The organism is Klebsiella sp. 1SOBk10mer (assembly GCF_046602535.1).
GTDB lineage: Bacteria > Pseudomonadota > Gammaproteobacteria > Enterobacterales > Enterobacteriaceae > Klebsiella > Klebsiella quasipneumoniae.
The window spans coordinates 240,302-262,177 of sequence record NZ_JBKIUP010000004.1 but is presented as its reverse complement, the minus strand read 5'-3'; the positions used below and the strand labels follow the sequence as shown (position 1 = coordinate 262,177).

21 protein-coding genes and 5 tRNA genes are annotated in these 21,876 nt (G+C 58.9%); 7 read left to right on the top strand and 19 right to left on the bottom strand.

Annotation, left to right across the window (positions count from 1 at the left end; all coding sequences use genetic code 11):
- Window positions 1–74: 74 nt before the first annotated feature.
- The 7 genes from proX to leuA all read left to right on the top strand — a co-directional run bounded on the left by proX (window position 75) and on the right by leuA (window position 7,612).
- A complete protein-coding gene (gene proX, locus ACLH1I_RS13635; RefSeq protein WP_023290755.1) occupies window positions 75–1,073 on the top strand; it encodes a glycine betaine/L-proline ABC transporter substrate-binding protein ProX in 999 nt (332 codons plus the stop codon).
- 181 nt (window positions 1,074–1,254) lie between these two features.
- On the top strand, window positions 1,255–2,001 hold the full coding sequence (locus tag ACLH1I_RS13630; RefSeq protein WP_064150758.1) for an AzlC family ABC transporter permease: 747 nt from the start codon (window positions 1,255–1,257) through the stop codon (window positions 1,999–2,001).
- Complete coding sequence (gene ygaH, locus ACLH1I_RS13625; protein ID WP_004205699.1) at window positions 1,991–2,326, top strand: L-valine transporter subunit YgaH; 336 nt, start codon at window positions 1,991–1,993, stop codon at window positions 2,324–2,326. The genes ACLH1I_RS13630 and ygaH overlap by 11 nt, the downstream gene beginning before the upstream one ends.
- A gap of 90 nt (window positions 2,327–2,416) precedes the next feature.
- Window positions 2,417–2,947 (top strand): transcriptional repressor MprA, encoded by a 531-nt coding sequence (gene mprA / locus ACLH1I_RS13620; protein WP_002914337.1) that lies wholly within the window; start codon window positions 2,417–2,419, stop codon window positions 2,945–2,947.
- 125 nt (window positions 2,948–3,072) lie between these two features.
- Window positions 3,073–4,245: a multidrug efflux MFS transporter periplasmic adaptor subunit EmrA gene (gene emrA, locus ACLH1I_RS13615; protein WP_004205697.1), complete on the top strand. Its 1,173-nt coding sequence runs from the start codon at window positions 3,073–3,075 to the stop codon at window positions 4,243–4,245.
- 15 nt (window positions 4,246–4,260) lie between these two features.
- A complete protein-coding gene (gene emrB / locus ACLH1I_RS13610) occupies window positions 4,261–5,799 on the top strand; it encodes a multidrug efflux MFS transporter permease subunit EmrB (RefSeq protein WP_002914342.1) in 1,539 nt (512 codons plus the stop codon).
- Between the two features lie 136 nt (window positions 5,800–5,935).
- Complete coding sequence (gene leuA / locus ACLH1I_RS13605) at window positions 5,936–7,612, top strand: 2-isopropylmalate synthase (protein WP_017901451.1); 1,677 nt, start codon at window positions 5,936–5,938, stop codon at window positions 7,610–7,612.
- On the opposite strand, the gene ACLH1I_RS13600 is transcribed toward leuA, so the two are convergent.
- The 19 genes from ACLH1I_RS13600 to ACLH1I_RS13510 all read right to left on the bottom strand — a co-directional run bounded on the left by ACLH1I_RS13600 (window position 7,591) and on the right by ACLH1I_RS13510 (window position 21,643).
- Window positions 7,591–8,358: an AraC family transcriptional regulator gene (locus ACLH1I_RS13600; RefSeq protein ID WP_032456498.1), complete on the bottom strand. Its 768-nt coding sequence runs from the start codon at window positions 8,356–8,358 to the stop codon at window positions 7,591–7,593. The two genes, leuA and ACLH1I_RS13600, sit on opposite strands and share 22 nt — an antisense overlap.
- 52 nt (window positions 8,359–8,410) lie before the next feature.
- Complete coding sequence (gene luxS / locus ACLH1I_RS13595) at window positions 8,411–8,926, bottom strand: S-ribosylhomocysteine lyase (protein WP_004205694.1); 516 nt, start codon at window positions 8,924–8,926, stop codon at window positions 8,411–8,413.
- 165 nt (window positions 8,927–9,091) lie between these two features.
- Entirely contained in the window at window positions 9,092–10,648 is a 1,557-nt protein-coding gene (gene gshA / locus ACLH1I_RS13590) for a glutamate--cysteine ligase (RefSeq protein ID WP_049116493.1), read from the bottom strand.
- Window positions 10,649–10,714: 66 nt separating this feature from the next.
- Window positions 10,715–11,143: a YqaA family protein gene (locus ACLH1I_RS13585; RefSeq protein WP_004205691.1), complete on the bottom strand. Its 429-nt coding sequence runs from the start codon at window positions 11,141–11,143 to the stop codon at window positions 10,715–10,717.
- Window positions 11,140–11,706 (bottom strand): fructose-1-phosphate/6-phosphogluconate phosphatase, encoded by a 567-nt coding sequence (yqaB, locus tag ACLH1I_RS13580; RefSeq protein ID WP_004205690.1) that lies wholly within the window; start codon window positions 11,704–11,706, stop codon window positions 11,140–11,142. The genes ACLH1I_RS13585 and yqaB overlap by 4 nt, the downstream gene beginning before the upstream one ends.
- Window positions 11,707–11,831: 125 nt before the next feature.
- The gene (locus tag ACLH1I_RS13575; protein ID WP_004205689.1) at window positions 11,832–12,146 is read right to left on the bottom strand and encodes a BON domain-containing protein; all 315 of its coding nucleotides are present in this window, start codon (window positions 12,144–12,146) and stop codon (window positions 11,832–11,834) included.
- 223 nt (window positions 12,147–12,369) lie between these two features.
- Window positions 12,370–12,446 (bottom strand) — tRNA-Arg (locus ACLH1I_RS13570).
- Between the two features lie 96 nt (window positions 12,447–12,542).
- A tRNA-Arg gene (locus ACLH1I_RS13565) sits at window positions 12,543–12,619 on the bottom strand.
- Between the two features lie 61 nt (window positions 12,620–12,680).
- A tRNA-Arg gene (locus ACLH1I_RS13560) sits at window positions 12,681–12,757 on the bottom strand.
- Between the two features lie 150 nt (window positions 12,758–12,907).
- Window positions 12,908–12,984 (bottom strand) — tRNA-Arg (locus tag ACLH1I_RS13555).
- 4 nt (window positions 12,985–12,988) lie between these two features.
- Window positions 12,989–13,081 (bottom strand) — tRNA-Ser (locus ACLH1I_RS13550).
- Window positions 13,082–13,403: 322 nt separating this feature from the next.
- Window positions 13,404–13,589, bottom strand: a complete 186-nt coding sequence (gene csrA / locus ACLH1I_RS13545) for a carbon storage regulator CsrA (protein ID WP_000906486.1) — start codon at window positions 13,587–13,589, stop codon at window positions 13,404–13,406.
- 363 nt (window positions 13,590–13,952) lie between these two features.
- Window positions 13,953–16,580, bottom strand: a complete 2,628-nt coding sequence (alaS, locus tag ACLH1I_RS13540; protein WP_048325458.1) for an alanine--tRNA ligase — start codon at window positions 16,578–16,580, stop codon at window positions 13,953–13,955.
- Between the two features lie 250 nt (window positions 16,581–16,830).
- On the bottom strand, window positions 16,831–17,331 hold the full coding sequence (recX, locus tag ACLH1I_RS13535; RefSeq protein ID WP_004205687.1) for a recombination regulator RecX: 501 nt from the start codon (window positions 17,329–17,331) through the stop codon (window positions 16,831–16,833).
- Window positions 17,332–17,401: 70 nt separating this feature from the next.
- Window positions 17,402–18,460, bottom strand: coding sequence for a recombinase RecA (gene recA, locus ACLH1I_RS13530; RefSeq protein ID WP_004205686.1), 1,059 nt, complete (start codon window positions 18,458–18,460; stop codon window positions 17,402–17,404).
- 90 nt (window positions 18,461–18,550) lie between these two features.
- Complete coding sequence (gene pncC / locus ACLH1I_RS13525; RefSeq protein WP_004205685.1) at window positions 18,551–19,048, bottom strand: nicotinamide-nucleotide amidase; 498 nt, start codon at window positions 19,046–19,048, stop codon at window positions 18,551–18,553.
- A 138-nt stretch (window positions 19,049–19,186) separates the two neighbouring features.
- Window positions 19,187–20,065 (bottom strand): metal ABC transporter substrate-binding protein, encoded by an 879-nt coding sequence (locus tag ACLH1I_RS13520; RefSeq protein WP_004205683.1) that lies wholly within the window; start codon window positions 20,063–20,065, stop codon window positions 19,187–19,189.
- Window positions 20,066–20,072: 7 nt separating this feature from the next.
- Window positions 20,073–20,936, bottom strand: coding sequence for a metal ABC transporter permease (locus ACLH1I_RS13515; RefSeq protein ID WP_004205682.1), 864 nt, complete (start codon window positions 20,934–20,936; stop codon window positions 20,073–20,075).
- The gene (locus ACLH1I_RS13510; protein WP_192796522.1) at window positions 20,933–21,643 is read right to left on the bottom strand and encodes a metal ABC transporter ATP-binding protein; all 711 of its coding nucleotides are present in this window, start codon (window positions 21,641–21,643) and stop codon (window positions 20,933–20,935) included. The genes ACLH1I_RS13515 and ACLH1I_RS13510 overlap by 4 nt, the downstream gene beginning before the upstream one ends.
- Window positions 21,644–21,876: the final 233 nt, after the last annotated feature.

The window sequence follows — 21,876 nt, the reverse complement described above, 5'->3', positions numbered from 1 at the left end:
ATAACAGCGCCGCTCCCCGGCACCAGCCGATGCCGGGGGGCCGCCCTTCCCGTTAAACAATAAGAGGAACCACCATGCGACATAGCACGATGATGGCCACCGCCGCCTTTGCCACCCTGATCGCCACTAGCGCCTTCGCCGCCGACCTGCCGGGCAAAGGCATTACCGTCAAGCCGGCCCAGAGCACCATCTCCGAAGAGAGCTTCCAGACCCTGCTGGTCAGCCGCGCGCTGGAGAAGCTTGGCTACACCGTCGAGAAACCGAGCGAAGTGGACTATAACGTTGCCTATACCTCGATTGCCGCTGGGGATACCACCTTCATCGCCACCAACTGGCAGCCGCTGCACGATGACATGTACGCCGCGGCGGGCGGTGATAACAAATTTTACCGCAAGGGGGTATACGTCTCAGGTGCCGCCCAGGGCTATCTGATCGACAAAAAAACCGCCGAGCAGTACCACATCACCTCCATCGATCAGCTCAAAGATCCGCAGATCGCCAAACTGTTTGATACCAACAACGACGGCAAAGCGGACCTCACCGGCTGCACCCCTGGCTGGGGCTGCGAAGCGGTGATTAACCACCAGATTGACGCCTATGGCCTGAGCAAAACCGTCACCCATAACCAGGGCAACTACGCGGCGATGATGGCCGACACCATCGCCCGTTATAAAGAGGGTAAACCGGTGCTCTACTACACCTGGACGCCGTACTGGGTTAGCGACGTGCTGAAGCCTGGCAAAGATGTCGTCTGGCTGCAGGTGCCGTTCTCCTCCCTGCCGGGCGAGCAGAAAAACATCGATACCAAACTGGCCAATGGCGCCAACTATGGATTCCCGGTCAACACCATGCACATTGTCGCCAACAAAGCCTGGGCGGAGAAAAACCCGGCCGCCGCCACTCTGTTTAGCGTCATGAAGCTGCCGATCGCCGACATCAATGCCGAGAATGCGATGATGCACGAAGGCCATGCTTCTGAAGCCGACATTAACGGTCATGTTGATGGCTGGATCAAGGCCCACCAGCCGCTGTTCGACAGCTGGGTGAAAGCCGCCCTCGCCGCGCAGCAGTAACCCGCTCCCGGATAAGGCCCGACGCCTTATCCGGGCCCCCTTCCCCGCCTTTCATCCCGTCTGGGTCAGGGAAAAGCGGATTGCGGGCATTTTCATAGTGTTAAGGCGCGTCGCGCTCTGTTAAGGTGGGGACATCGGTCAATTTGCCACCTTCACATGGATCCAGCGATAAGTTATTCATATGGAAAACCCCGCGCCCTTAACCTGTGCCTTATCTGAACGTGTCGCCACCGTCGGCGAAGGCATTAAAGACAGTCTCCCCATCGTCATCAGCTACCTTCCGGTGGCATTCGCCTTCGGACTCAATGCCACCCGGCTGGGTTTCTCCCCGCTGGAAAGCCTGTTTTTCTCCTGCATCATTTACGCCGGCGCCAGCCAGTTTGTGATCACCGCCATGCTGGCCGCCGGCAGTTCGCTGTGGGTCGCCGCCCTGACGGTGATGGCGATGGACGTACGCCACGTGCTGTATGGCCCCTCGCTGCGCAGCCGCATCCATACCGCGCTGAACAAAAAGAAAACCGCCCTCTGGGCCTTCGGCCTGACCGATGAGGTTTTCGCCGCCGCCACCGCCAGGCTGGTTCGCGACAACCGCCGCTGGAGCGAAAACTGGATGCTCGGTCTCGCGTTCACCTCGTGGGCATCCTGGGTGTGCGGCACGCTGGCCGGCGCCTGGTCCGGCAACGGTTTGCTGGTGGACTATCCGGCGGTGGAAGCCGCGCTCGGCTTTATGCTGCCGGCGCTGTTTATGAGCTTCCTGCTGGCCTCTTTCCAGCGCCAGCAATCCCTGTGCGTCACCGCGGCGCTGGCGGGCGCCCTGGGTGGCATTCTGTTATTTTCCATTCCGGCGGCGATCCTTGCCGGGATTGTTTGCGGGTGTCTGACGGCGCTGGTCCAGGCCATGCTGAAGGGGATGCCGGATGAACAGTGAGGTCCTTCTGCTCGGGGTGATTGTCGGCGGCGTGAACTATCTGTTTCGCTATCTTCCCCTGCGTCTGCGCGCGGGCCATGCCCGGCCTGCCCGCCGTGGCCCGGTCAGCGTGCTGCTGGATACCATCGGCATCGCCTCGATTTGCGCGCTGCTGGTGGTCTCCAGCGTGCCGGAGATCCTCGCCGATGCCCATCGTCTGGCGCCGACGCTGATCGGCTTCCTGGTGCTGGGGGGCGCCTTCTGGAAAACCCGCAGCATTATTATCCCGACCCTCCTGTCGGCGTTGGCCTACGGTCTGGCCTGGAAAATCGCCAGCGGGCTCTAAGCTTTACGTATCAATTTTGGTCAATAATTCATTTGATTTATTTGTCACAATAGTTATTATATCGGCTGTAATTAATGAGGTCATACCCAAATGGATAGTTCGTTTACTCCCATTGAGCAAATGCTCAAGTTCCGCGCCAGCCGCCATGAAGATTTCCCGTTCCAGGAGATTCTGTTAACTCGTCTTTGCATGCATATGCAAGGTAAGCTGCTGGAAAATCGCAATAAAATGCTCAAAGCGCAGGGAATTAACGAGACATTATTTATGGCGCTGATTACGCTGGAGTCGCAGGAAAACCACAGCATTCAGCCGTCCGAGCTGAGCTGTGCGCTGGGCTCGTCGCGTACCAACGCCACCCGTATCGCTGATGAACTGGAAAAACGCGGCTGGATTGAACGCCGCGAGAGCGATAACGATCGTCGCTGTCTGCATCTGCAGCTGACCGAAAAGGGCCATCAGTTTTTGCGTGAAGTCCTGCCGCCGCAGCATAACTGCCTGCATCAGCTGTGGTCTTCACTCAGCACCAGCGAAAAAGATCAGCTCGAACATATTACCCGCAAACTCCTGAGCCGCCTTGACCAGATGGAAGAAGAAGGCGTGCTGGCGGACTCTCTACGCTAAGGGCGGCGTCGCTCAGCCCATTTTTACGTTGCAAGGAAAACAGCCAGGCCAGCAGATCTCTGCTGGCCTTTCTGATAAACAGGTCGGCTCAGCCGATGTGAAATAATAAGATCGTGGAGAATAACATGAGCGCAAATGCGGAGAGCCAAACCCCGCAGCAACCAGGCAGCAAAAAAGGGAAGCGTAAAGGCGCCCTTCTGTTGCTGACATTGCTCTTCATTATTATTGCCGTGGCATATGGGATTTACTGGTTTCTGGTACTGCGTCACTACGAAGAGACCGACGATGCCTACGTGGCAGGGAACCAGGTACAAATTATGGCCCAGGTCTCGGGCAGCGTGACCAAAGTCTGGGCTGACAACACGGACTACGTGCAGAAAGGCGATCCGCTGGTCACCCTCGATCAGACCGATGCCCAACAGGCGTTTGAGAAAGCCAAAACGCAGCTGGCCGCCAGCGTGCGTCAAACCCGTCAGCAGATGATCAACAGCAAGCAGCTGCAGGCGAATATTGACGTCAAAAAGACCGCCCTCGCCCAGGCGCAGGCTGACCTGAACCGCCGCATCCCGCTGGGCGCGGCGAACCTCATCGGCCGCGAAGAGCTGCAGCACGCCCGCGACACCGTCGCCAGCGCGCAGGCCGAGCTTGACGTGGCCATCCAGCAGTACAACGCCAACCAGGCGATCGTGCTGGGTACCAAACTCGAACAGCAGCCGGCGGTGCTGCAGGCGGCGACCGAAGTGCGTAACGCCTGGCTGGCCCTGCAGCGTACGCAGATCGTCAGCCCGATTAGCGGCTACGTTTCCCGTCGCTCGGTACAGCCAGGGGCGCAGATCGGCACTACCACGCCGCTGATGGCGGTGGTTCCGGCAACTAACCTGTGGATCGACGCCAACTTTAAAGAGACCCAGCTGGCGCATATGCGCATCGGCCAGCCGGCCACGGTGATCAGCGACATCTATGGCGATGACGTGAAATACACCGGCAAGGTGGTTGGTCTGGATATGGGGACCGGGAGCGCCTTCTCCCTGCTGCCGGCGCAGAACGCCACCGGTAACTGGATCAAAGTGGTACAGCGTCTGCCGGTCCGCATCGAACTGGATGAAAAACAGCTGGCGGAACACCCGCTGCGCATCGGCCTCTCGACGTTGGTAGAAGTTAACACCACCGATCGCGATGGCGAAATGCTGGCAAGCCAGGTGCGGAGCTCCCCGGTCTACGAGAGCAACGCCCGCGAAATCGCTCTCGATCCGGTCAATAAGCTGATAGACGAGATCATTCAGGCCAACGCCGGATAATTCGGGGTGAGTGTAATGCAACAGCAAAAACCGCTGGAAGGCGCGCAGCTGGTCATCATGACCATTGCGCTATCGCTCGCGACGTTCATGCAGGTGCTGGATTCCACTATCGCCAACGTGGCGATCCCGACCATCGCCGGTAACCTTGGCTCATCGCTGAGCCAGGGGACCTGGGTCATCACTTCGTTCGGGGTCGCTAACGCCATCTCCATTCCGATCACCGGATGGCTGGCCAAGCGCGTGGGCGAGGTGAAGCTGTTCCTGTGGTCCACCACCGCTTTCGCCATCGCCTCCTGGGCCTGCGGCGTCTCCAACAGCCTGACGATGCTGATCTTCTTCCGCGTCATTCAGGGGATTGTTGCCGGGCCGCTGATCCCGCTGTCGCAAAGTCTGTTGCTCAGCAACTATCCGCCGGCGAAACGCTCTATCGCCCTGGCGCTGTGGTCGATGACGGTGATCGTCGCTCCCATCTGCGGCCCGATCCTCGGCGGCTATATCAGCGATAACTACCACTGGGGATGGATCTTCTTTATCAACGTGCCCATTGGCGTGGCGGTGGTGCTGATGACCCTGCAGACCCTGCGCAACCGGGAAACCAAAACCGAACAGCGGCGTATCGACGGCGTCGGCCTGGCGCTGCTGATCATCGGTATCGGTAGTCTGCAGGTGATGCTGGACCGGGGCAAAGAGCTGGACTGGTTCTCCTCCAATGAAATTATCATTCTGACCATCGTGGCGGTGGTGGCGATAAGCTTCCTGATCGTCTGGGAGCTGACCGACGATAACCCGATTGTCGATCTGTCGCTGTTTAAGTCGCGCAACTTCACCATCGGCTGCCTCTGCATCAGCCTGGCCTACATGCTCTACTTCGGGGCCATCGTGCTGCTGCCGCAGCTGTTGCAGGAGGTCTACGGCTACACTGCGACCTGGGCCGGCCTGGCGTCAGCGCCGGTGGGGGTGATCCCGGTCATTCTGTCGCCGATTATCGGCCGCTTTGCGCATAAGCTCGATATGCGGCGGCTGGTTACCTTCAGCTTTATCATGTACGCCGTCTGCTTCTACTGGCGCGCCTGGACCTTCGAACCGGGGATGGACTTTGGCGCCTCGGCGTGGCCGCAGTTTATCCAGGGCTTCGCGGTGGCCTGCTTCTTCATGCCGTTGACCACCATCACCCTTTCCGGCCTGCCGCCGGAGCGGCTGGCGGCGGCGTCGAGCTTGTCGAACTTCACCCGTACCCTTGCTGGCTCCATCGGGACCTCGATCACCACCACCCTGTGGACCAACCGCGAGGCGCTGCACCATGCGCAGCTCACCGAATCGGTGACGCCGTTCAACCCCAACGCGCAGCAGATCTACGATCAGCTGCAGGGGATGGGAATGACGCAGCAACAGGCGTCCGGCTGGATAGCACAGCAGATAACCAACCAGGGGCTGATTATCTCTGCCAACGAAATCTTCTGGATCTCAGCGGCCATTTTCATCCTGCTGTTGGGACTGGTATGGTTCGCCAGACCCCCGTTCAGCGCCGGCGGCGGCGGCGGCGGCGCGCACTAAGCCTCACATTAAGGGACCTGCGGGTCCCTTTTTTACGCCTTCAGGTTGTCCAGTTCTCGCTAGTTTCTGTCTCGTTTGCGAAAGCCCGCCCGCCGGCGCTCGGGCAGGATAAAGGCAGACTATTAAGGAGAACACTATGCTGAGCCATCCTGCTGAAAAGTACCGTCCCTATCCGCCGATCGCCCTTCCCGATCGCCGCTGGCCTGACCGGCAAATCAGCCACGCCCCACGCTGGCTGTCGACTGACCTGCGCGACGGCAACCAGGCGCTGGCCGAGCCCATGGACAGCGCCCGCAAACTGCAGTTCTGGGATCTGCTGCTGGAGTGCGGCTTTAAAGAGATTGAGGTCGCCTTCCCTTCCGCTTCACAAACCGACTTCAACTTTGTCCGCCAGCTGATTGACGAACAGCGCATCCCGGAAGATGTCACTATCCAGGTGCTGACCCAGGCGCGAGACCCGCTGATCCTGCGCACCTTTGAGGCGCTGCGCGGCGCCCGCCGGGCCACCGTCCACCTCTACAATGCCACCGCGCCGCTGTTCCGCGAGCTGGTTTTCGGCATGGACAAGGCCGAGGTGATCGCCCTCGCGACCCGCGCCACCCGGCTTATCCGTCAGCAGTGCGAACAGCAGCCAGAGACCCGCTGGCAATATGAATATTCGCCTGAAACCTTCTGCTTCACCGAGCCCGAGTTTGCGCTTGAGATTTGCGAAGCGGTGGCGGATGTCTGGCAGCCCTGCGCCGAGCGACCGATGATCGTCAATCTGCCGGCGACGGTGGAAGTCAACACCCCGAATGTCTATGCCGATCAGATCGAATATTTTTGCCGCCACTTCTCCCGCCGCGGCGAAGTCTGCATCAGCGTGCATCCGCACAATGACCGCGGCACCGGCGTCGCCAGCGCCGAGCTGGCGGTGATGGCCGGTGCCGACCGGGTGGAAGGCTGCCTGTTTGGCAACGGCGAACGCACCGGCAATGTCTGTCTGGTGACGCTGGCGATGAATCTCTACAGCCAGGGCATCGACCCTGAGCTTCGCTTCGAGCAGATGAACCGGGTGGTGGAAGTGGTGGAAAACTGCAATCAGATCCCCGTTCACCCGCGCCACCCGTGGGCGGGAAGTCTGGCTTACACCGCCTTCTCCGGCTCTCATCAGGATGCGATCAAAAAAGGATTTGATGCCCGTCAGCCTGGCGACCCGTGGCGGATGCCCTATCTGCCGATTGACCCGCAGGATATTGGCTGCAGCTATGAGGCGGTGATCCGCGTCAACAGCCAGTCGGGGAAAAGCGGCAGCGCCTGGCTTATCGAACAAAATCATGGCCTGAAGCTGCCCCGCGGGCTGCAGCAGGACTTCAGCCAGCACGTTCAGCAGGTCACCGATAGCGACGGCAAAGAGATGACCCACCATGCGCTGTGGCAGCTGTTCCGCACGCGCTACGGGCTGCAGACGCAGTCTGCGCTGACGCTGGTCGATTATCAGAGCGCCAGCCAGCAGGATGGCCAGCTTTCCCTGCAGGCAACGCTGCGTCACCACGGCGAAACCCGACGCCTGCAGGGCCAGGGCAACGGCCTGCTCTCCGCCGCAGCCAGCGGCCTCAGCGCGCTGTTTCGGCAACCGTTTATGATCAAGGACTATCATGAGCATACCCTCGGCGCGCGCAGCGACAGCCGGTCGGTGGCCTATATCCGCTGCGTTTTTCCGCAAGGAGAAAGCTACTGGGGCGTGGGTATCGATAATGACGTGGCGCGCGCCTCGCTGCAGGCGCTGTGCAATGCGCTCAGCGCCGCCGATCAGGCCGGGGGACGAAAATAGTCGCTGGGGGCGACGCCCATCACCCGACGAAACATGGCGCTGAAGGCGCTGTGGCTGCCGTAGCCCAGCTCCAGCGCCACCCGCAGCACGGAGTGGCCCTGCGCCAGGCGAATCAGCGCTTCCATTAGCTTCGCCCGGCGCACCCACTCGCGCCACGTCAGGCTAGTCTGCTGCTGAAAATGGCGGTTCAGGGTTCGCTCGCTCATGCTGCACGCCTTCGCCGCCTGGCTGCTGCTCCAGACGTCGCCCGGCGCCTCGCGCACCTGCTGGCACAGCCGGCGCAGCGTTTCGCTTTGCGGCTCCGGCAGGCCAAACGGCAGGATCGCCATCCCGCGGATCTCATCGAGGATCAGCTCATAAATCCGTTCGTCGCGGCTGGCGGGGGCATAACGCTCGGCCAGCGCCAGGGAGGAGACAATCAGTTCCCGCAGCAGGGGCGTGATCTGTACGATCTGGCAGCCCGCCGGAAGATCGGCGCGCGCCAGCGGATCGATAAACAGCGTTCGCGCCGCCACGTTGCCGGTCATGCGCAGCGCGTGCGGCGTTCCCGCCGGCAGCCAGACGCCGCGTCCGGGCGGCACCACCCAGTAGCCTGCCGGCGTCGCCACCCGCACCACGCCGCTTAAAATATGCAGCAGCTGGGCGCAGTCATGCTGATGCCAGTCTTCCTGGTCACCGTGAGCATAATCATGGGCAAAGGGCACCAGCGGGCGGTGCTGAAAGGAGAAGGTGGTGGTCGTCGTCATGGCGGCGTCGGGAAAGCGGCCCGGCGACAGGCGTCGGGCCGCGGCGGAAGCACTAGATGTGCAGTTCCTGCAGTTTTTCTTTCGGCAACGCCAGTTCGTCGTTGCTGTTGATGCGCACATCGCGCTCGATGATATGACGAGCGATCTCCTGCGCCTCTTCCAGCGAGTGCATGGTGTAGGTCCCGCACTGGTAGACGTTCAGCTCCGGGATCTGGTTCTGATCTTTCACCTTCAGCACGTCGGCCATCGCCGCTTTCCAGGCGTCGGCGACGCGCTGCTCGTCCGGCGTACCAATCAGGCTCATATAGAACCCGGTGCGGCAGCCCATCGGCGAAATGTCGATAATTTCCACGCCATTCCCGTTCAGGTGATCGCGCATAAAGCCGGCGAACAGGTGCTCGAGGGTGTGGATACCGCGCTCCGGCATCACTTCCTGGTTCGGCACGCAGAAGCGCAGATCGAATACGGTGATTTCATCGCCATGCGGCGTGTTCATTTTCTTCGCGACACGCACCGCTGGGGCTTCCATTCGGGTATGGTCGACTGTGAAACTATCTAACAACGGCATTCGTCACCTCCGGGAGTGAATTTTTTTAAAATAAAATGAACTCTTTGTTCAGCCGCGAGTCTCAGTATATGAAAGACGCGCATTTATTATCATCATCATCCCTGAATCAGAGATGAAAGTTTGGCCACAGTGATGTGGCCTTTTTCTTTTCCAGCGCTTCGACCGCTACGCGTGCCGCGCCAACAGCGCCTCAAACGGCTCGCTGTCTTCCGCTTCTATTTTCTTCTGTCGCGCCACCGACGCGTCACGCTCGGCGATGAAATCTTCTTCGCTCAGGATCTCCAGCGGCTCTTCACGCAGCTGGGTCCGGTAACGATCGGCCAGCGCACGGCCGGTTCCACCAATCCCTTCTTCAATCATAGAACGCAGAATGCGGGCTGAGAAGGTTAATTCCGGATCGTCAAAACAGGCCAGCAGCTCATCGCAGACCTGTTGATAGGCCTCGCCGCCGTGAATGCTGTCCAGCGTCTGCGCTACACGGCGTAAATCGCGGAACAGATCTTTACCCACCTGCGCCAGCGGGAACTGCGCGCTTTCGCAGCCGATGCCCAACGTTAAGCCCGGCTTACGCCCTTCCAGAATCACCCGATTCCAGTTGGTGCGGGTGCACAGCAGCTCATCGCTGCTCATCTCCGGCGCGTCGGCCAGCGCGCACCAGACCATAAACAGGTCGAGGAAACGCACCTGCTGGGCGTCAACGCCGATCGGCGAGAACGGATTGATATCCAGCGAACGCACTTCGATATACTCAATACCACCGCGCAACAGCGCATCGGACGGGGTTTCGCCCCGACGGGTGACGCGTTTCGGGCGGATCGGCGCATAGAGTTCGTTTTCAATCTGCAGGATATTGCTGTTGATCTGCAGATACTTACCGTCTTTTTCCAGCCCGATTTTGGCGTACTCTTCCGACGGCGTTTTAATCGCGCGCTTCAATCCTGCCACATACTCGTGCAGATCGTTAAACGTAATTCCGAGATTGCTTTGCGACTTATTGGTATAACCAAGGTCGCTGAGGCGCAGCGAGGTGGCGTACGGCAAGTAATACATGCCGTTGCCCGTCTCCTCAAAGGGCAGCGTCGTCGGCTTTCCTTGCAGGAACGAAGCGCAAATCGCCGGCGAGGCGCCGAACAGATACGGGATCACCCAGCCAAAGCGATAGTAGTTACGAATCGTGCGGAAATAGCCTGCCGAAATGGCCTCTTTACCACTCTCAGCGTCTTCCACACCGCACTTCGCCTGCCAGAAGGCCATCGGTAGGGAGAAGTTATAGTGCACGCCGGAGATAGTCTGCATCAGCGCGCCATAGCGGTTCTTCAGCCCCTCGCGATATAGCGTTTTCAGGCGCCCCACGTTAGAGGTGCCGTACTGCGCCAGCTCAATATCCTGACCGGGGGCGATATAGCATGGCATACTCAGCGGCCACATCCGCTCATCACCGATCTGACGCGCGGTATAGCGATGGACATCGCGCATAAAGGTCAGCATATGCTCAATATCGCCATCTACTGGCGTAATGAACTCAAGTAAAGCTTCGGCAAAATCGGTGGTAATCCATTTATGCGTCAGCGCTGAGCCTAACGCCGGAGGGTGACCGGTCGTTGCAAGGGTGCCGTCTGCGTTCACGCGCAGCGTTTCCCGCTCCAGACCACGTTGAATACCCTGCAGAGCCTGCGGATGTTTTTCCAGCCAGGCCAGCGCCTGTGATACGTCCGGGATCAATTTGACCTCCCGCCTGTCGAAATCGTTTGAATAAGCATAATTGTAATGGATGAACTATCAGTCCAATTAGTGCCACCACGTCATGCCCTGAAGCGTCGCTGCTGCAATGACGATATAGCGCAGCGCCTTACCAAGGCATAAGAAAAAGAGTACCGGTCCCCAGGAAATGCGCATCCATCCCGCCAGCAAACACAGTAAATCGCCGACAACCGGCGCCCAGCTCAGTAACAGCGTGACCGCGCCGTAGCGCTTAAGCCAGCCGGCCGCCCGCTCCTGCCAGCGCGAGGTTTTGCGCAGCGGAAACAGGCGCCCCAGAATAACGTTAGTTACCCCTCCAAGGCTATTGCCGATTGTTGCTATTAATACTAACCACCACGGATGACTGACCCCCGCAAGTAGCATAGCCACCAGCACAACCTCCGAATTGCCGGGAAGCAGCGTGGCGCTTAAAAAGCTACTGGCAAACAGCGAGAGGAGTGACAGCGCATCGCTCACAGCAAACGCACGTCTACAGCGTCCATTCCCGCGCGCTTCGCCGCCTGCAGACCAAAGTCGGCATCTTCGAAGACCACGCATTTTTCCGGCGCGACGCCCATGCGCTCGGCGCACAGCAGGAAGGTATCGGGCGCGGGTTTATGGTTGACCACATGATCGGCCGCCACCACCGCGGAGAAGTAATGACGCAGGCCCAGGTGCGCCAGCAGCGCTTCGGCGACGGCGCTTTCGCTACCGGTGCCGACCGACATCGGGCGACGGCCGTGCCACGCCTTGACCACCTCGATCAGCGGCAATGGACGTACGCTGTCCAGCAGCATCGCCTTAACGGCCAGGGTTTTTTCCTGCGCCAGGCGATGTGGATCGAGATCCGCCTGGTTGAGTTCAATAATCGCCTGGGCAATCCGCCAGGTCGGTGAGCCATTGAGGGCAACCATCGCCTGTTCGTCGAAACGCATACCGTAGCGGCCCAGCACCTCATTCCATGCCTGACGATGGGTCGGCTCGGTATCGAGGATAGTGCCATCCATATCAAAGATCAGTCCTGCGTAACCTTCGTACATCGTCTTCTCACCAACCGGTTAATGAATGGTTACTGTAACGCAAAAGCCGGTCGTTGTCGCGGCCAGCGGCGCAGACGACAAAGGCGCCCACAGGCGCCTTCAGGCATCAGACCGGATAGGCGGCCTTATTTAATTCGCAGATCGTTTTCGACCATTCGCACGCCCTGCACCCGACGGGTGACTTCCACCGCCCGTTTAGCGCTTTCCGCGGAGGAGACAAATCCGCTCAGTTGGACGCGGCCTTTAAAGGTCTGGACGCTGATTTCAGAGGACTTGATGTCTTTATCGTTAAAGAGCGCCGTTTTCACCTTGGTGGTCACCACGGTATCGTCAATATAGCCGCCCGTACTCTCCTTTGTAGCCGATCCCGCACAGCCAGCGAGGGCAGTCGCCACCAGCAGCGTTGCGCAAAAAGCAGGTATTGCTTTGAACCATTTCATGGATTTCTCTCCTTGCATTTATCTCAGCCTGATAACGCTGATATACAAGGATAAATTATAGTGGAAAGCGCGGCTTGCCAATAAAAAAGTCAGGATGAAACTGGCGATGGGAAACGCGGTTATCGGGATGGTGAGAGAAGAGTGAAGATGATGCATTCAGAACGGGTGCTGCGATAATTTCGCAGCCTATGTAACAACATCGTCGCTGTTATTAAGGAGAATATGGTGCATCCGGGAGGATTCGAACCTCCGACCGCTCGGTTCGTAGCCGAGTACTCTATCCAGCTGAGCTACGGATGCATCGGGAAAGCTATTTTACTGCGGGGTTACTCTCCTGGCACTTACGATGGTTTCGCAAACCAGATAACAACAATGTTGCTGTTACTAAGGAGAATATGGTGCATCCGGGAGGATTCGAACCTCCGACCGCTCGGTTCGTAGCCGAGTACTCTATCCAGCTGAGCTACGGATGCATCGGGATTACTGCAGTAATTCTGATATCAAATTTCGCGATTTGCCATTCTTGTTAAAGAATGGTGCATCCGGGAGGATTCGAACCTCCGACCGCTCGGTTCGTAGCCGAGTACTCTATCCAGCTGAGCTACGGATGCATCGGGAAACTTGCTTTACTACGCGTCAGTGTCACAACTAACACATGCCACACTGAGTATGACGGTCTAATCGGTAGAGTGACTCGATTATGCCTCGCACTGCGGGCCGCTGCTTTCACAGCGCGCTTCTCTCTTAATTCAGAAAGAAGATGGTGCATCCGGGAGGATTCGAACCTCCGACCGCTCGGTTCGTAGCCGAGTACTCTATCCAGCTGAGCTACGGATGCAAAATGGCGGTGAGGCGGGGATTCGAACCCCGGATGCAGCTTTTGACCGCATACTCCCTTAGCAGGGGAGCGCCTTCAGCCTCTCGGCCACCTCACCACACACGCCTCTTTCGAGTGCTTCGAAGAACTTGTTTCTGCTCTTCGTCGCTGCGATGGCGCACATATTACTTTCTGGTACTTATAAGTCAAACACTTTTTCGAGACCTTTTTTCGTTTGCACACTTCGCACGCAATTCGCGTGCAAAAACGGCAAAAAGGGCAATTTATCAACAGGAAATCAGCCCTGACGCTGGCATAATGTCAAACAACCAAAGCGGCAAAGGGTAATGAAAAGCGGTATGGTGCAGGGGGAAGAAACAGAAAAAGGGAAAAAGCGGCGATAAGTGATGCGCCTCACTGAACAGCGAGGCGCGGAAACCTTAGTAACTGGACTGCTGGGATTTTTCAGCCTGAATACGCTGGTAGATCTCTTCACGGTGTACAGATACTTCTTTAGGGGCGTTTACGCCAATACGAACCTGGTTACCCTTCACCCCTAAAACTGTCACAGTGACCTCATCTCCAATCATGAGGGTCTCACCAACTCGACGAGTCAGAATCAGCATTCTTTGCTCCTTGAAAGATTAAAAGAGTCGGGTCTCTCGTATCCCGGCATTATCCATCATATAACGCCAAAAAGTAAGCAATGACAAATACCTTACGGTATAAGCAGTCATGGCATCACATTCTGTTAAACCTAAGTTTAGCCGATATACACAATTTCAACCCGACTTTATCGTTATCGGTGTTTCTCGCGCAAGGTGCCATTTCCCTGAGGTTACGGCACCTAAACCCGCCATACTTCAAGTTGCATGTGTGTTGGTTTTCCTCGCTCACCCCAGTCACTTACTTGAGTAAGCTCCTGGGGATTCGCTGTGTCGCCGCCTTCCTGCAACTCGAATTATTTAGGGTATATGCGTTTATAGTTATTACAGTTTTGCGCTGACCCAGCCTTTCACACTGGCTAACGCTGCAGGGAGAGCAGACGCATCGGTACCACCGGCCTGCGCCATATCCGGACGACCGCCCCCTTTACCGCCCACCTGCTGAGCGACCATACCAACCAGCTCCCCAGCCTTGACGCGATCTGTCACATCCTTAGACACACCGGCAATCAGGGAAACTTTACCGTCTGCGACCGTAGCCAACACCACAACCGTCGAACCCAGCTGGTTCTTCAGATCGTCAACCATGGTGCGCAGCATCTTCGGCTCCACGCCGGCCAGCTCGCTGACCAGCAGCTTAACGCCGTTAATCTCTTCCGCTTTGCTGGAGAGGTTTGCGCTCTCCTGCGCCGCAGCCTGCTCTTTCAGCTGCTGCAGCTCTTTTTCCAGCTGACGGGTACGCTCCAGCGCGGCGCGAACTTTCTCGCCGAGATTGTGGCTGTCGCCCTTCAGCAGCTGTGCGATATCGCTGAGCTGATCGCTCTGCGCGTGCAGCATGGCCATCGCGCCCTCACCGGTCACCGCTTCGATACGGCGCACGCCAGCGGCGGTACCGGACTCAGACGTGATACGGAACAGGCCGATATCACCGGTACGCGCCGCGTGAGTCCCGCCGCACAGTTCGGTGGAGAAGTCGCCCATCCGCAGCACGCGGACGCGGTCATCGTATTTCTCGCCGAACAGCGCCATCGCGCCGGATGCGCGCGCGGCATCGATATCCATAATGTTGGTTTCGATAGCCAGGTTACGACGGATCTGCGCGTTGACCAGATCTTCCACTGCACGAATCTCTTCCGGCTTCATCGCTTCGAAATGCGAGAAGTCAAAGCGCAGCGCTTTATCGTTGACCAGCGAGCCTTTCTGCGCCACATGGGTGCCGAGCACCTGGCGCAGCGCCGCGTGCATCAGGTGCGTCGCGGAGTGGTTCAGGCGGATACGCTGACGGCGAGCCTCGTCCACATCGGCCTGCACCGCGTCGCCCACTTTCAGGGAGCCGCTGGCGACTTTACCGATATGACCAATGGCCTGGCCGTACTTCTGCGTGTCGCTGACCGCGAAGGAGAAGCCCGCGCCTTTCAGTTCGCCTTTATCGCCCACCTGGCCGCCGGACTCCGCATAGAACGGGGTCTGGTCGAGGATCACTACCGCTTCCTGACCCGCGCTGACGCTATCCACCGCTTTGCCATCGATGAACAGCGCAGTCACTTTGCCGTTCAGCTCCAGATGATCGTAACCTTTAAATTCAGAGGCGCCGTCAACGCGGATCATCGCGTTATAGTCAGCGCCGAAACCGCTGGACTCGCGCGCGCGACGGCGCTGCTCTTCCATGGCGGCCTCAAAGCCGGCTTCGTCAACCTTGATGTTGCGCTCGCGGCAGACGTCCGCGGTCAGGTCGACCGGGAAGCCGTAGGTGTCGTACAGACGGAAGGCGGTTTCGCCATCCAGGGTGTCGCCTTTCAGCTTCGACAGCTCTTCATCCAGCAGCGCCAGTCCGCGCTCCAGAGTACGGGCGAACTGCTCTTCTTCGGTTTTCAGCACCTGCTCAACCTGAGCCTGCTGCTGCTTCAGTTCTTCGCCGGCGGAGCCCATCACGGCGATCAGCGGGGCAACCAGTTTCCAGAAGAAGGTATCCTTCGCGCCCAGCATGTTGCCGTGACGGATCGCGCGGCGAATGATGCGGCGCAGCACATAGCCGCGGTTTTCATTCGACGGGATTACGCCGTCAGCGATCAGGAAGGCGCAGGAGCGAATGTGGTCGGCAATAACGCGCAGCGACTTGTTCGTCAGATCGGTGGCGCCGGTGACTTTCGCCACGCTGGCGATCAGATCGCGGAACAGGTCGATGTCATAGTTTGAGTTAACGTGCTGCAGCACCGCGGCAATACGCTCCAGGCCCATACCGGTGTCGACGGACGGCTTCGGCAGCGGCTCCATGGTACCGTCAGCCTGACGGTTGAACTGCATGAAGACGATGTTCCAGATCTCAATGTAGCGGTCGCCGTCTTCTTCCGGACTTCCCGGAGGGCCGCCCCAGATGTGATCGCCATGGTCGAAGAAAATCTCGGTGCACGGACCGCACGGACCGGTGTCGCCCATCTGCCAGAAGTTGTCTGAAGCAAACGGCGCGCCTTTGTTGTCGCCGATGCGGATGATTCGCTCGCGCGGGACGCCTACTTCATTGGCCCAGATGTCGTATGCTTCGTCATCGGTCTCGTAAACGGTGACCCACAGCTTCTCTTTCGGCAGCGCGAACCAGTTCTCACCGGTCAGCAGCTCCCACGCGTATTTGATGGCATCCTGCTTGAAGTAGTCGCCGAAGCTAAAGTTGCCCAGCATTTCAAAGAAGGTGTGGTGACGCGCGGTGTAACCGACGTTTTCCAGATCGTTGTGTTTACCACCCGCACGCACGCAACGCTGCGCGGTGGTCGCACGCGAATAATTACGTTTGTCGAGACCAAGGAAGACATCCTTGAACTGGTTCATCCCTGCGTTGGTAAACAGCAGGGTCGGATCGTTGTGCGGCACCAGGGAGCTGCTGGCAACTACCTGATGTCCCTTGCTATGGAAAAAGTCGAGAAACGCCTGACGGATCTCAGCGGTGCTCTTGCTCATAATTATCCTGAAATCAAGCTACACGTCATCCTTCAAGTCGCCTCTGTCCTGGCTGCGCTTGCTCTTCCGGCACCGAACTGACGTGCGTTGCGGAAGATAGTCTCTCTTGCCGCCCTGATGCAGCTTGAATGATTTTGTGTAAAGGAATAATCGCCCAGGACGCTGCCTGCACTGTCACAACCAGCGGCCCGACGGAATAAAGTGGGAATAAGATAAGTTTTCTTTACGGCGAAGTAAAATCCCGGATGGGTCAATCTGCAAAATTTCGCCAGATTTCCTGGATATCTTCCATCAGGTAGCCACGGTACAGCAGGAATCTCTGGATTTTCACTTTTTCAGCAAAGGCGGAGGGTAACGGTTCACCGTATTTACGCTGCGCCTGCGCCCTGGCAAGGCTCACCCAGTCGATATCGCATTCGCGCATCGCCTGCTCCACGGCCTGGCGCGCAATGCCTTTCTGGCTGAGCTCCTGACGAATGCGCGCGGGGCCATAGCCTTTGCGGCTCCGGCTGGCGATGAACTGGCCGACAAAACGATTATCGTCGAGATAACGGTTTTCGATACACCAGGCAACCACCTGCTCCAGCTCTTCAGGGGTGACGTCCAGCGCCTCGGGGCCGTTTTTGCTCATTACCGGAGCAGCCAGTTTGCGCCGCAGCTCCTGTTCGCTGTGGTCGCGCATCGCCAGAATGCGGATAGCGCGGTCCAGCAGGCGGGCGTAGCCGGAGCGGCGTGATGAAGGTTCAGTCACAGGCACCTCAATAATCTAAGAAAAGCAAAAGGGCCGCATAAGCAGCCCTTTATCACTCTGTTAGACGATATCAGAAATCTTGTTCCGTTTCTTCTGCATCGTTGCCGTCAACGGCGAAGTCCGGCGTAGAGTCCTGGTTGTTGAGCAGCAGTTCGCGCACTTTCTTCTCAATCTCTTTCGCCGCCGCCGGGTTCTCTTTCAGCCAGGTGATAGCGTTCGCTTTGCCCTGACCAATTTTGTCGCCGTTGTAGCTGTACCAGGCGCCCGCTTTCTCAATCAGCTTCTCTTTCACGCCGAGGTCAACCAGCTCGCCGAAGAAGTTGATGCCTTCGCCGTAGAGGATCTGGAATTCAGCCTGTTTGAACGGCGCCGCAATCTTGTTCTTCACCACTTTGACGCGGGTTTCGCTACCGACGACGTTGTCGCCCTCTTTCACCGCGCCGATGCGACGGATATCCAGACGCACGGAGGCGTAGAACTTCAGCGCATTACCGCCGGTGGTGGTTTCCGGGTTACCGAACATCACGCCGATTTTCATACGGATCTGGTTGATAAAGATCAGCAGCGTGTTGGACTGCTTCAGGTTACCCGCCAGTTTACGCATCGCCTGGCTCATCATACGCGCCGCGAGGCCCATGTGAGAGTCGCCGATTTCGCCTTCGATTTCCGCTTTCGGCGTCAGCGCCGCGACGGAGTCGACGACGATAACGTCAACCGCGCCGGAGCGCGCCAGCGCGTCACAGATTTCCAGCGCCTGCTCGCCGGTATCCGGCTGAGAACACAGCAGGTTGTCGATATCCACGCCCAGCTTGCGCGCATAGACCGGATCCAGCGCGTGTTCCGCATCGATGAACGCACAGGTTTTACCTTCGCGCTGCGCTGCGGCGATAACCTGCAGCGTCAGGGTGGTTTTACCGGAGGATTCCGGCCCGTAGATCTCGACGATACGGCCCATTGGCAGACCGCCGGCGCCCAGCGCGATATCCAGAGAAAGCGAGCCGGTGGAGATGGTTTCTACGTCCATAGAACGGTCTTCACCCAGGCGCATGATGGAGCCTTTACCGAATTGCTTTTCGATCTGGCCCAGTGCAGCCGCCAACGCTTTCTGTTTGTTTTCGTCGATCGCCATTGTTACTCCTAATCATGCAGGGTGAAGCGTGTTCGCTTCGCCGTTAATATTTGTTCAGTTGAGGCAATTATACTGTATGGTCATACAGTATCAAGTCTTTTGTAGAAATTGTTGCCAGAGCAGATTGAGCGCGTAGGCCGTCGCCTGACGACGTACCGCTTCGCGGTCTCCGGCAAAGCATTCCCGCCGCGTCACCCCTTGCCCGCTAACGCTGGCGACGCCAAACCACACCGTCCCGACCGGCTTTTCGTCGCTGCCGCCATCCGGCCCGGCGACGCCGCTAACCGAGATGGCATAGTCCGCGCGCGCGGCGCGCAACGCGCCGATCGCCATCTCCACCACCACCGGTTCGCTCACCGCGCCGTTGTCCCGCAGCGTCGCTTCGCTGACGCCGATCATTTGCGATTTGGCCTCGTTGCTGTAAGTCACAAAACCGCGTTCAAACCACGCTGAGCTGCCGGCAATATCGGTGATGGCTTTCGCTATCCAGCCACCGGTGCAGGATTCCGCCGTGGTCACCGTCGCGCCCTGCGCCTGCAGCGCCCGGCCGACCTTCTCGCTTAGCTGCATTAATTCTGAATCGGTCATTATCGCCCCGCTTTGCTCCGGATAAAGAGGCCATCAAAGATAGCACTTTCCACAGAGATATGGGGACGAGGTGTGGAATTTACGAGGGGACATCCAAAATGAATCATCCCGGCGGCGCCGGGATGAGAAATCGCACGCTTACTTCATGCTGGCGGCGATCAGCGCCACGTTATGACGCATCATTTTGACATAGCTATCCGCGACGCCCCCCGGGGCGGAGAGCGCCTCAGGATAGAGTTCTCCGCCGGGCTGCGCGCCGGTGGCGCTGGCAATCTGCTTCACCAGCCGCGGGTCAAGCTGGTTCTCCATAAACCAGGTATGGACGCCGTCCGCGTTGATTTGCTTAATCAGCGCCGCCACCTGCGCCGCGCTGGCCTCGCTCTCTGAAGAGAGCCCCTGCGGCGCGAGGAAGGTTACGTGATAAGCGCGGCCAAAATAGCCGAAAGCGTCATGGCTGGTCAGGACCTTGCGCTTGGCCAGCGGAATGGCGCTGAACTGCCCTTTAGCCCAGCCGTCGAGGGCCGTCAGCTGGTCGATATAGCGCTTGCCGCTGCTGGTCAACGCCGCTTTATCTTCCGGGTCGGCTTTCACCAGACCATCGAGGATATTCTGCGCATACAATGCGCCGTTCGCTGCGCTGTTCCAGGCGTGGGGATCGGTCACCGTTTTGCCGTCTTCATCGAGGGTATGGGTCTTGACGCCCTTCGACGCCACCACCAGCTCGCCCTTAAAACCAGAGGCCTTAATCAGGCGATCCAGCCAGCCTTCCAGTCCCAGGCCGTTAACCACCACCACGTCGGCCTTGCTGAGCAGCGCGCTATCCTTCGGCGACGGCTCGAAGGTGTGCGGATCGCCATCCGGGCCGACCAGGGTATCCACATGGACATGCTCCCCGCCAACCTGCTGCACCATATCACCCAGCACTGAAAAACTGCTTACCACATTCAGCGTTTTCGCCATCGCCCCCTGCGCCATCAGGCCAAAGGCCAGCGCGACCACTATTGCACTACGTTTCATCATTTCCTTACCCCATCAATTTGCGCCAGCCGACCAGCAGTCGGCTGCGCGTGCCAAAAAACAGCGAAATAAAAAACAGCGCGCTGGCGGTCAGCACGATGGCGGGCCCGGCGGGAAGACTGGCCGCCCAGGAGAGACTCAAACCCAGCCAGGCGCAGAGCGCGCCGGAGAGCGCCGCCAGCAGCAGGATGCCCGGCAGCGTTCGCGCCCAGCAGCGCGCGGCGACCGCCGGAAGCATCATCACCCCTACCGCCATCAGCGTGCCGAGCACCTGAAATCCCGCCACCAGGTTAAGCACCAGCAGCGCCAGAAAAAGCCCATGCAGCACCGCGGGCAGCCGGCGGTTATTCACCTGCAGCCAGGCACTGTCGAACGCCTCGCTGACCAGACCGCGGTAGCACAGCGCGATGCACAACAGCGTCAGGCTGGCGACGCCGCTGACAAACAGCGCCGCGTCACGATCCACCGCCAGAATGGAGCCAAACAGCAGATGCAGCAGGTCGACGCTGGAGCCGCGCAGCGACACCAGAGTGACGCCCAGCGCCAGCGATCCCAGATAAAATCCAGCAAAGCTGGCGTCCTCTTTTAACGGCGTCCGCCGGCTCACCCATCCCGCCACCAGCGCGACCGCGATGCCGGCGACAAAGCCGCCCACGGTCATGGCCAGCAGCGACATGCCGCTCAGCAGATAGCCCACCGCCACGCCGGGGAGAATGGCGTGCGACAGCGCGTCGCCCATCAAGCTCATGCGCCGCAGCAACAGGAAGACGCCCAGCATGGTGGTGCTTAGCGACAGCGCCAGGCAGACCACCAGCGCCCGGCGCATAAAGCCGAATTCAATAAAAGGTTGAAAGAAGGTGTGCCAGATCATGCTGACCTCGCCTGGCTGAAGGCCGGGAGAACCGCCCGGGTGGCACCCCAGTAAGCGCGCTGGCGGGTTAAAAGCAGCGTCTCCGGAAAAAAGTCGGCTACCCGCTGGTTATCATGCAGCACCGCCAGGATGGTTTGCCCCTGCCGGTGCATGTCGAGGATCAGCTCCATCAGTTCGCGACTGGTTGCTTCATCGATACCCGTGAAGGGCTCGTCGAGCATCACCAGCGGCGCCCGCTGCACCATCACCCGGGCAAACAGCATGCGCTGAAACTGGCCGCCGGAGAGCGCTTCGATCGGGGTTTTCGCCAGGCTCGCCAGCCCGACCCGCTCCAGCACCGCGCCGATGCGTCGCCGGGTATCGCCGCTCAGACCGCGCAGCAGCGACACGCCGGGCCATGCGCCCTGACTCACCACATCCTGCACGTTGAGAGGAAACTGTGACTCGAGGGCATGGCGCTGTGCCAGCCAGCCCATCACCGGCCGCTTTCCCTGCCAGCGCAGGCGGCCGCTGACCGGCGGAAGAAACCCGGCGAGGGTTTTCAGCAGGGTCGATTTTCCGCAGCCATTGAGACCGACGATTGCCGTCAGGCTGCCGGGACATATCATCCCGCTCAGCGGAGGGGTGATCGCCGCCCCGCCATAGCCGGTTACCAGTTGTTCCAGTTCAATCATGGCAGCGTCACCGCCCACCAGGTCGCCAGCCATAGCGCCGCCAGCAGCGTTCCAGCGATGGCCAGGCGCGCCGCGCCGGATGCCATAAAAACCGATGCGAACATATCCTTACCCCTTTTATTAAATGTTATAACATAACAATACAGAGGCGAAATTAGATTGTAAATCAGAGCCGGTGAGCGTAAATGTAACAAAGGTAGACAGGAAGCATGCCGACGGGAAGAAACAGCAGGATAAGCGCGGCCTTTCCGGGAAATCCCCCGGTC

Excerpts from the sequence above, each read along its gene's own strand:
- alaS (WP_048325458.1), bottom strand. The coding sequence starts at position 16,580 with ATGAGCAAGAGCACCGCTGAGATCCGTCAGGCGTTTCTCGACTTTTTC.
- ygaH (WP_004205699.1), top strand. The coding sequence starts at position 1,991 with ATGAACAGTGAGGTCCTTCTGCTCGGGGTGATTGTCGGCGGCGTGAAC.
- emrA (WP_004205697.1), top strand. The coding sequence starts at position 3,073 with ATGAGCGCAAATGCGGAGAGCCAAACCCCGCAGCAACCAGGCAGCAAA.
- ACLH1I_RS13575 (WP_004205689.1), bottom strand. The coding sequence starts at position 12,146 with ATGAAATGGTTCAAAGCAATACCTGCTTTTTGCGCAACGCTGCTGGTG.
- csrA (WP_000906486.1), bottom strand. The coding sequence starts at position 13,589 with ATGCTGATTCTGACTCGTCGAGTTGGTGAGACCCTCATGATTGGAGAT.
- ACLH1I_RS13630 (WP_064150758.1), top strand. The coding sequence starts at position 1,255 with ATGGAAAACCCCGCGCCCTTAACCTGTGCCTTATCTGAACGTGTCGCC.
- mprA (WP_002914337.1), top strand. The coding sequence starts at position 2,417 with ATGGATAGTTCGTTTACTCCCATTGAGCAAATGCTCAAGTTCCGCGCC.
- yqaB (WP_004205690.1), bottom strand. The coding sequence starts at position 11,706 with ATGTACGAAGGTTACGCAGGACTGATCTTTGATATGGATGGCACTATC.
- pncC (WP_004205685.1), bottom strand. The coding sequence starts at position 19,048 with ATGACCGATTCAGAATTAATGCAGCTAAGCGAGAAGGTCGGCCGGGCG.
- recA (WP_004205686.1), bottom strand. The coding sequence starts at position 18,460 with ATGGCGATCGACGAAAACAAACAGAAAGCGTTGGCGGCTGCACTGGGC.
- leuA (WP_017901451.1), top strand. The coding sequence starts at position 5,936 with ATGCTGAGCCATCCTGCTGAAAAGTACCGTCCCTATCCGCCGATCGCC.
- proX (WP_023290755.1), top strand. The coding sequence starts at position 75 with ATGCGACATAGCACGATGATGGCCACCGCCGCCTTTGCCACCCTGATC.
- ACLH1I_RS13520 (WP_004205683.1), bottom strand. The coding sequence starts at position 20,065 with ATGAAACGTAGTGCAATAGTGGTCGCGCTGGCCTTTGGCCTGATGGCG.
- ACLH1I_RS13515 (WP_004205682.1), bottom strand. The coding sequence starts at position 20,936 with ATGATCTGGCACACCTTCTTTCAACCTTTTATTGAATTCGGCTTTATG.
- ACLH1I_RS13510 (WP_192796522.1), bottom strand. The coding sequence starts at position 21,643 with ATGGCTGGCGACCTGGTGGGCGGTGACGCTGCCATGATTGAACTGGAA.
- ACLH1I_RS13600 (WP_032456498.1), bottom strand. The coding sequence starts at position 8,358 with ATGACGACGACCACCACCTTCTCCTTTCAGCACCGCCCGCTGGTGCCC.
- luxS (WP_004205694.1), bottom strand. The coding sequence starts at position 8,926 with ATGCCGTTGTTAGATAGTTTCACAGTCGACCATACCCGAATGGAAGCC.
- emrB (WP_002914342.1), top strand. The coding sequence starts at position 4,261 with ATGCAACAGCAAAAACCGCTGGAAGGCGCGCAGCTGGTCATCATGACC.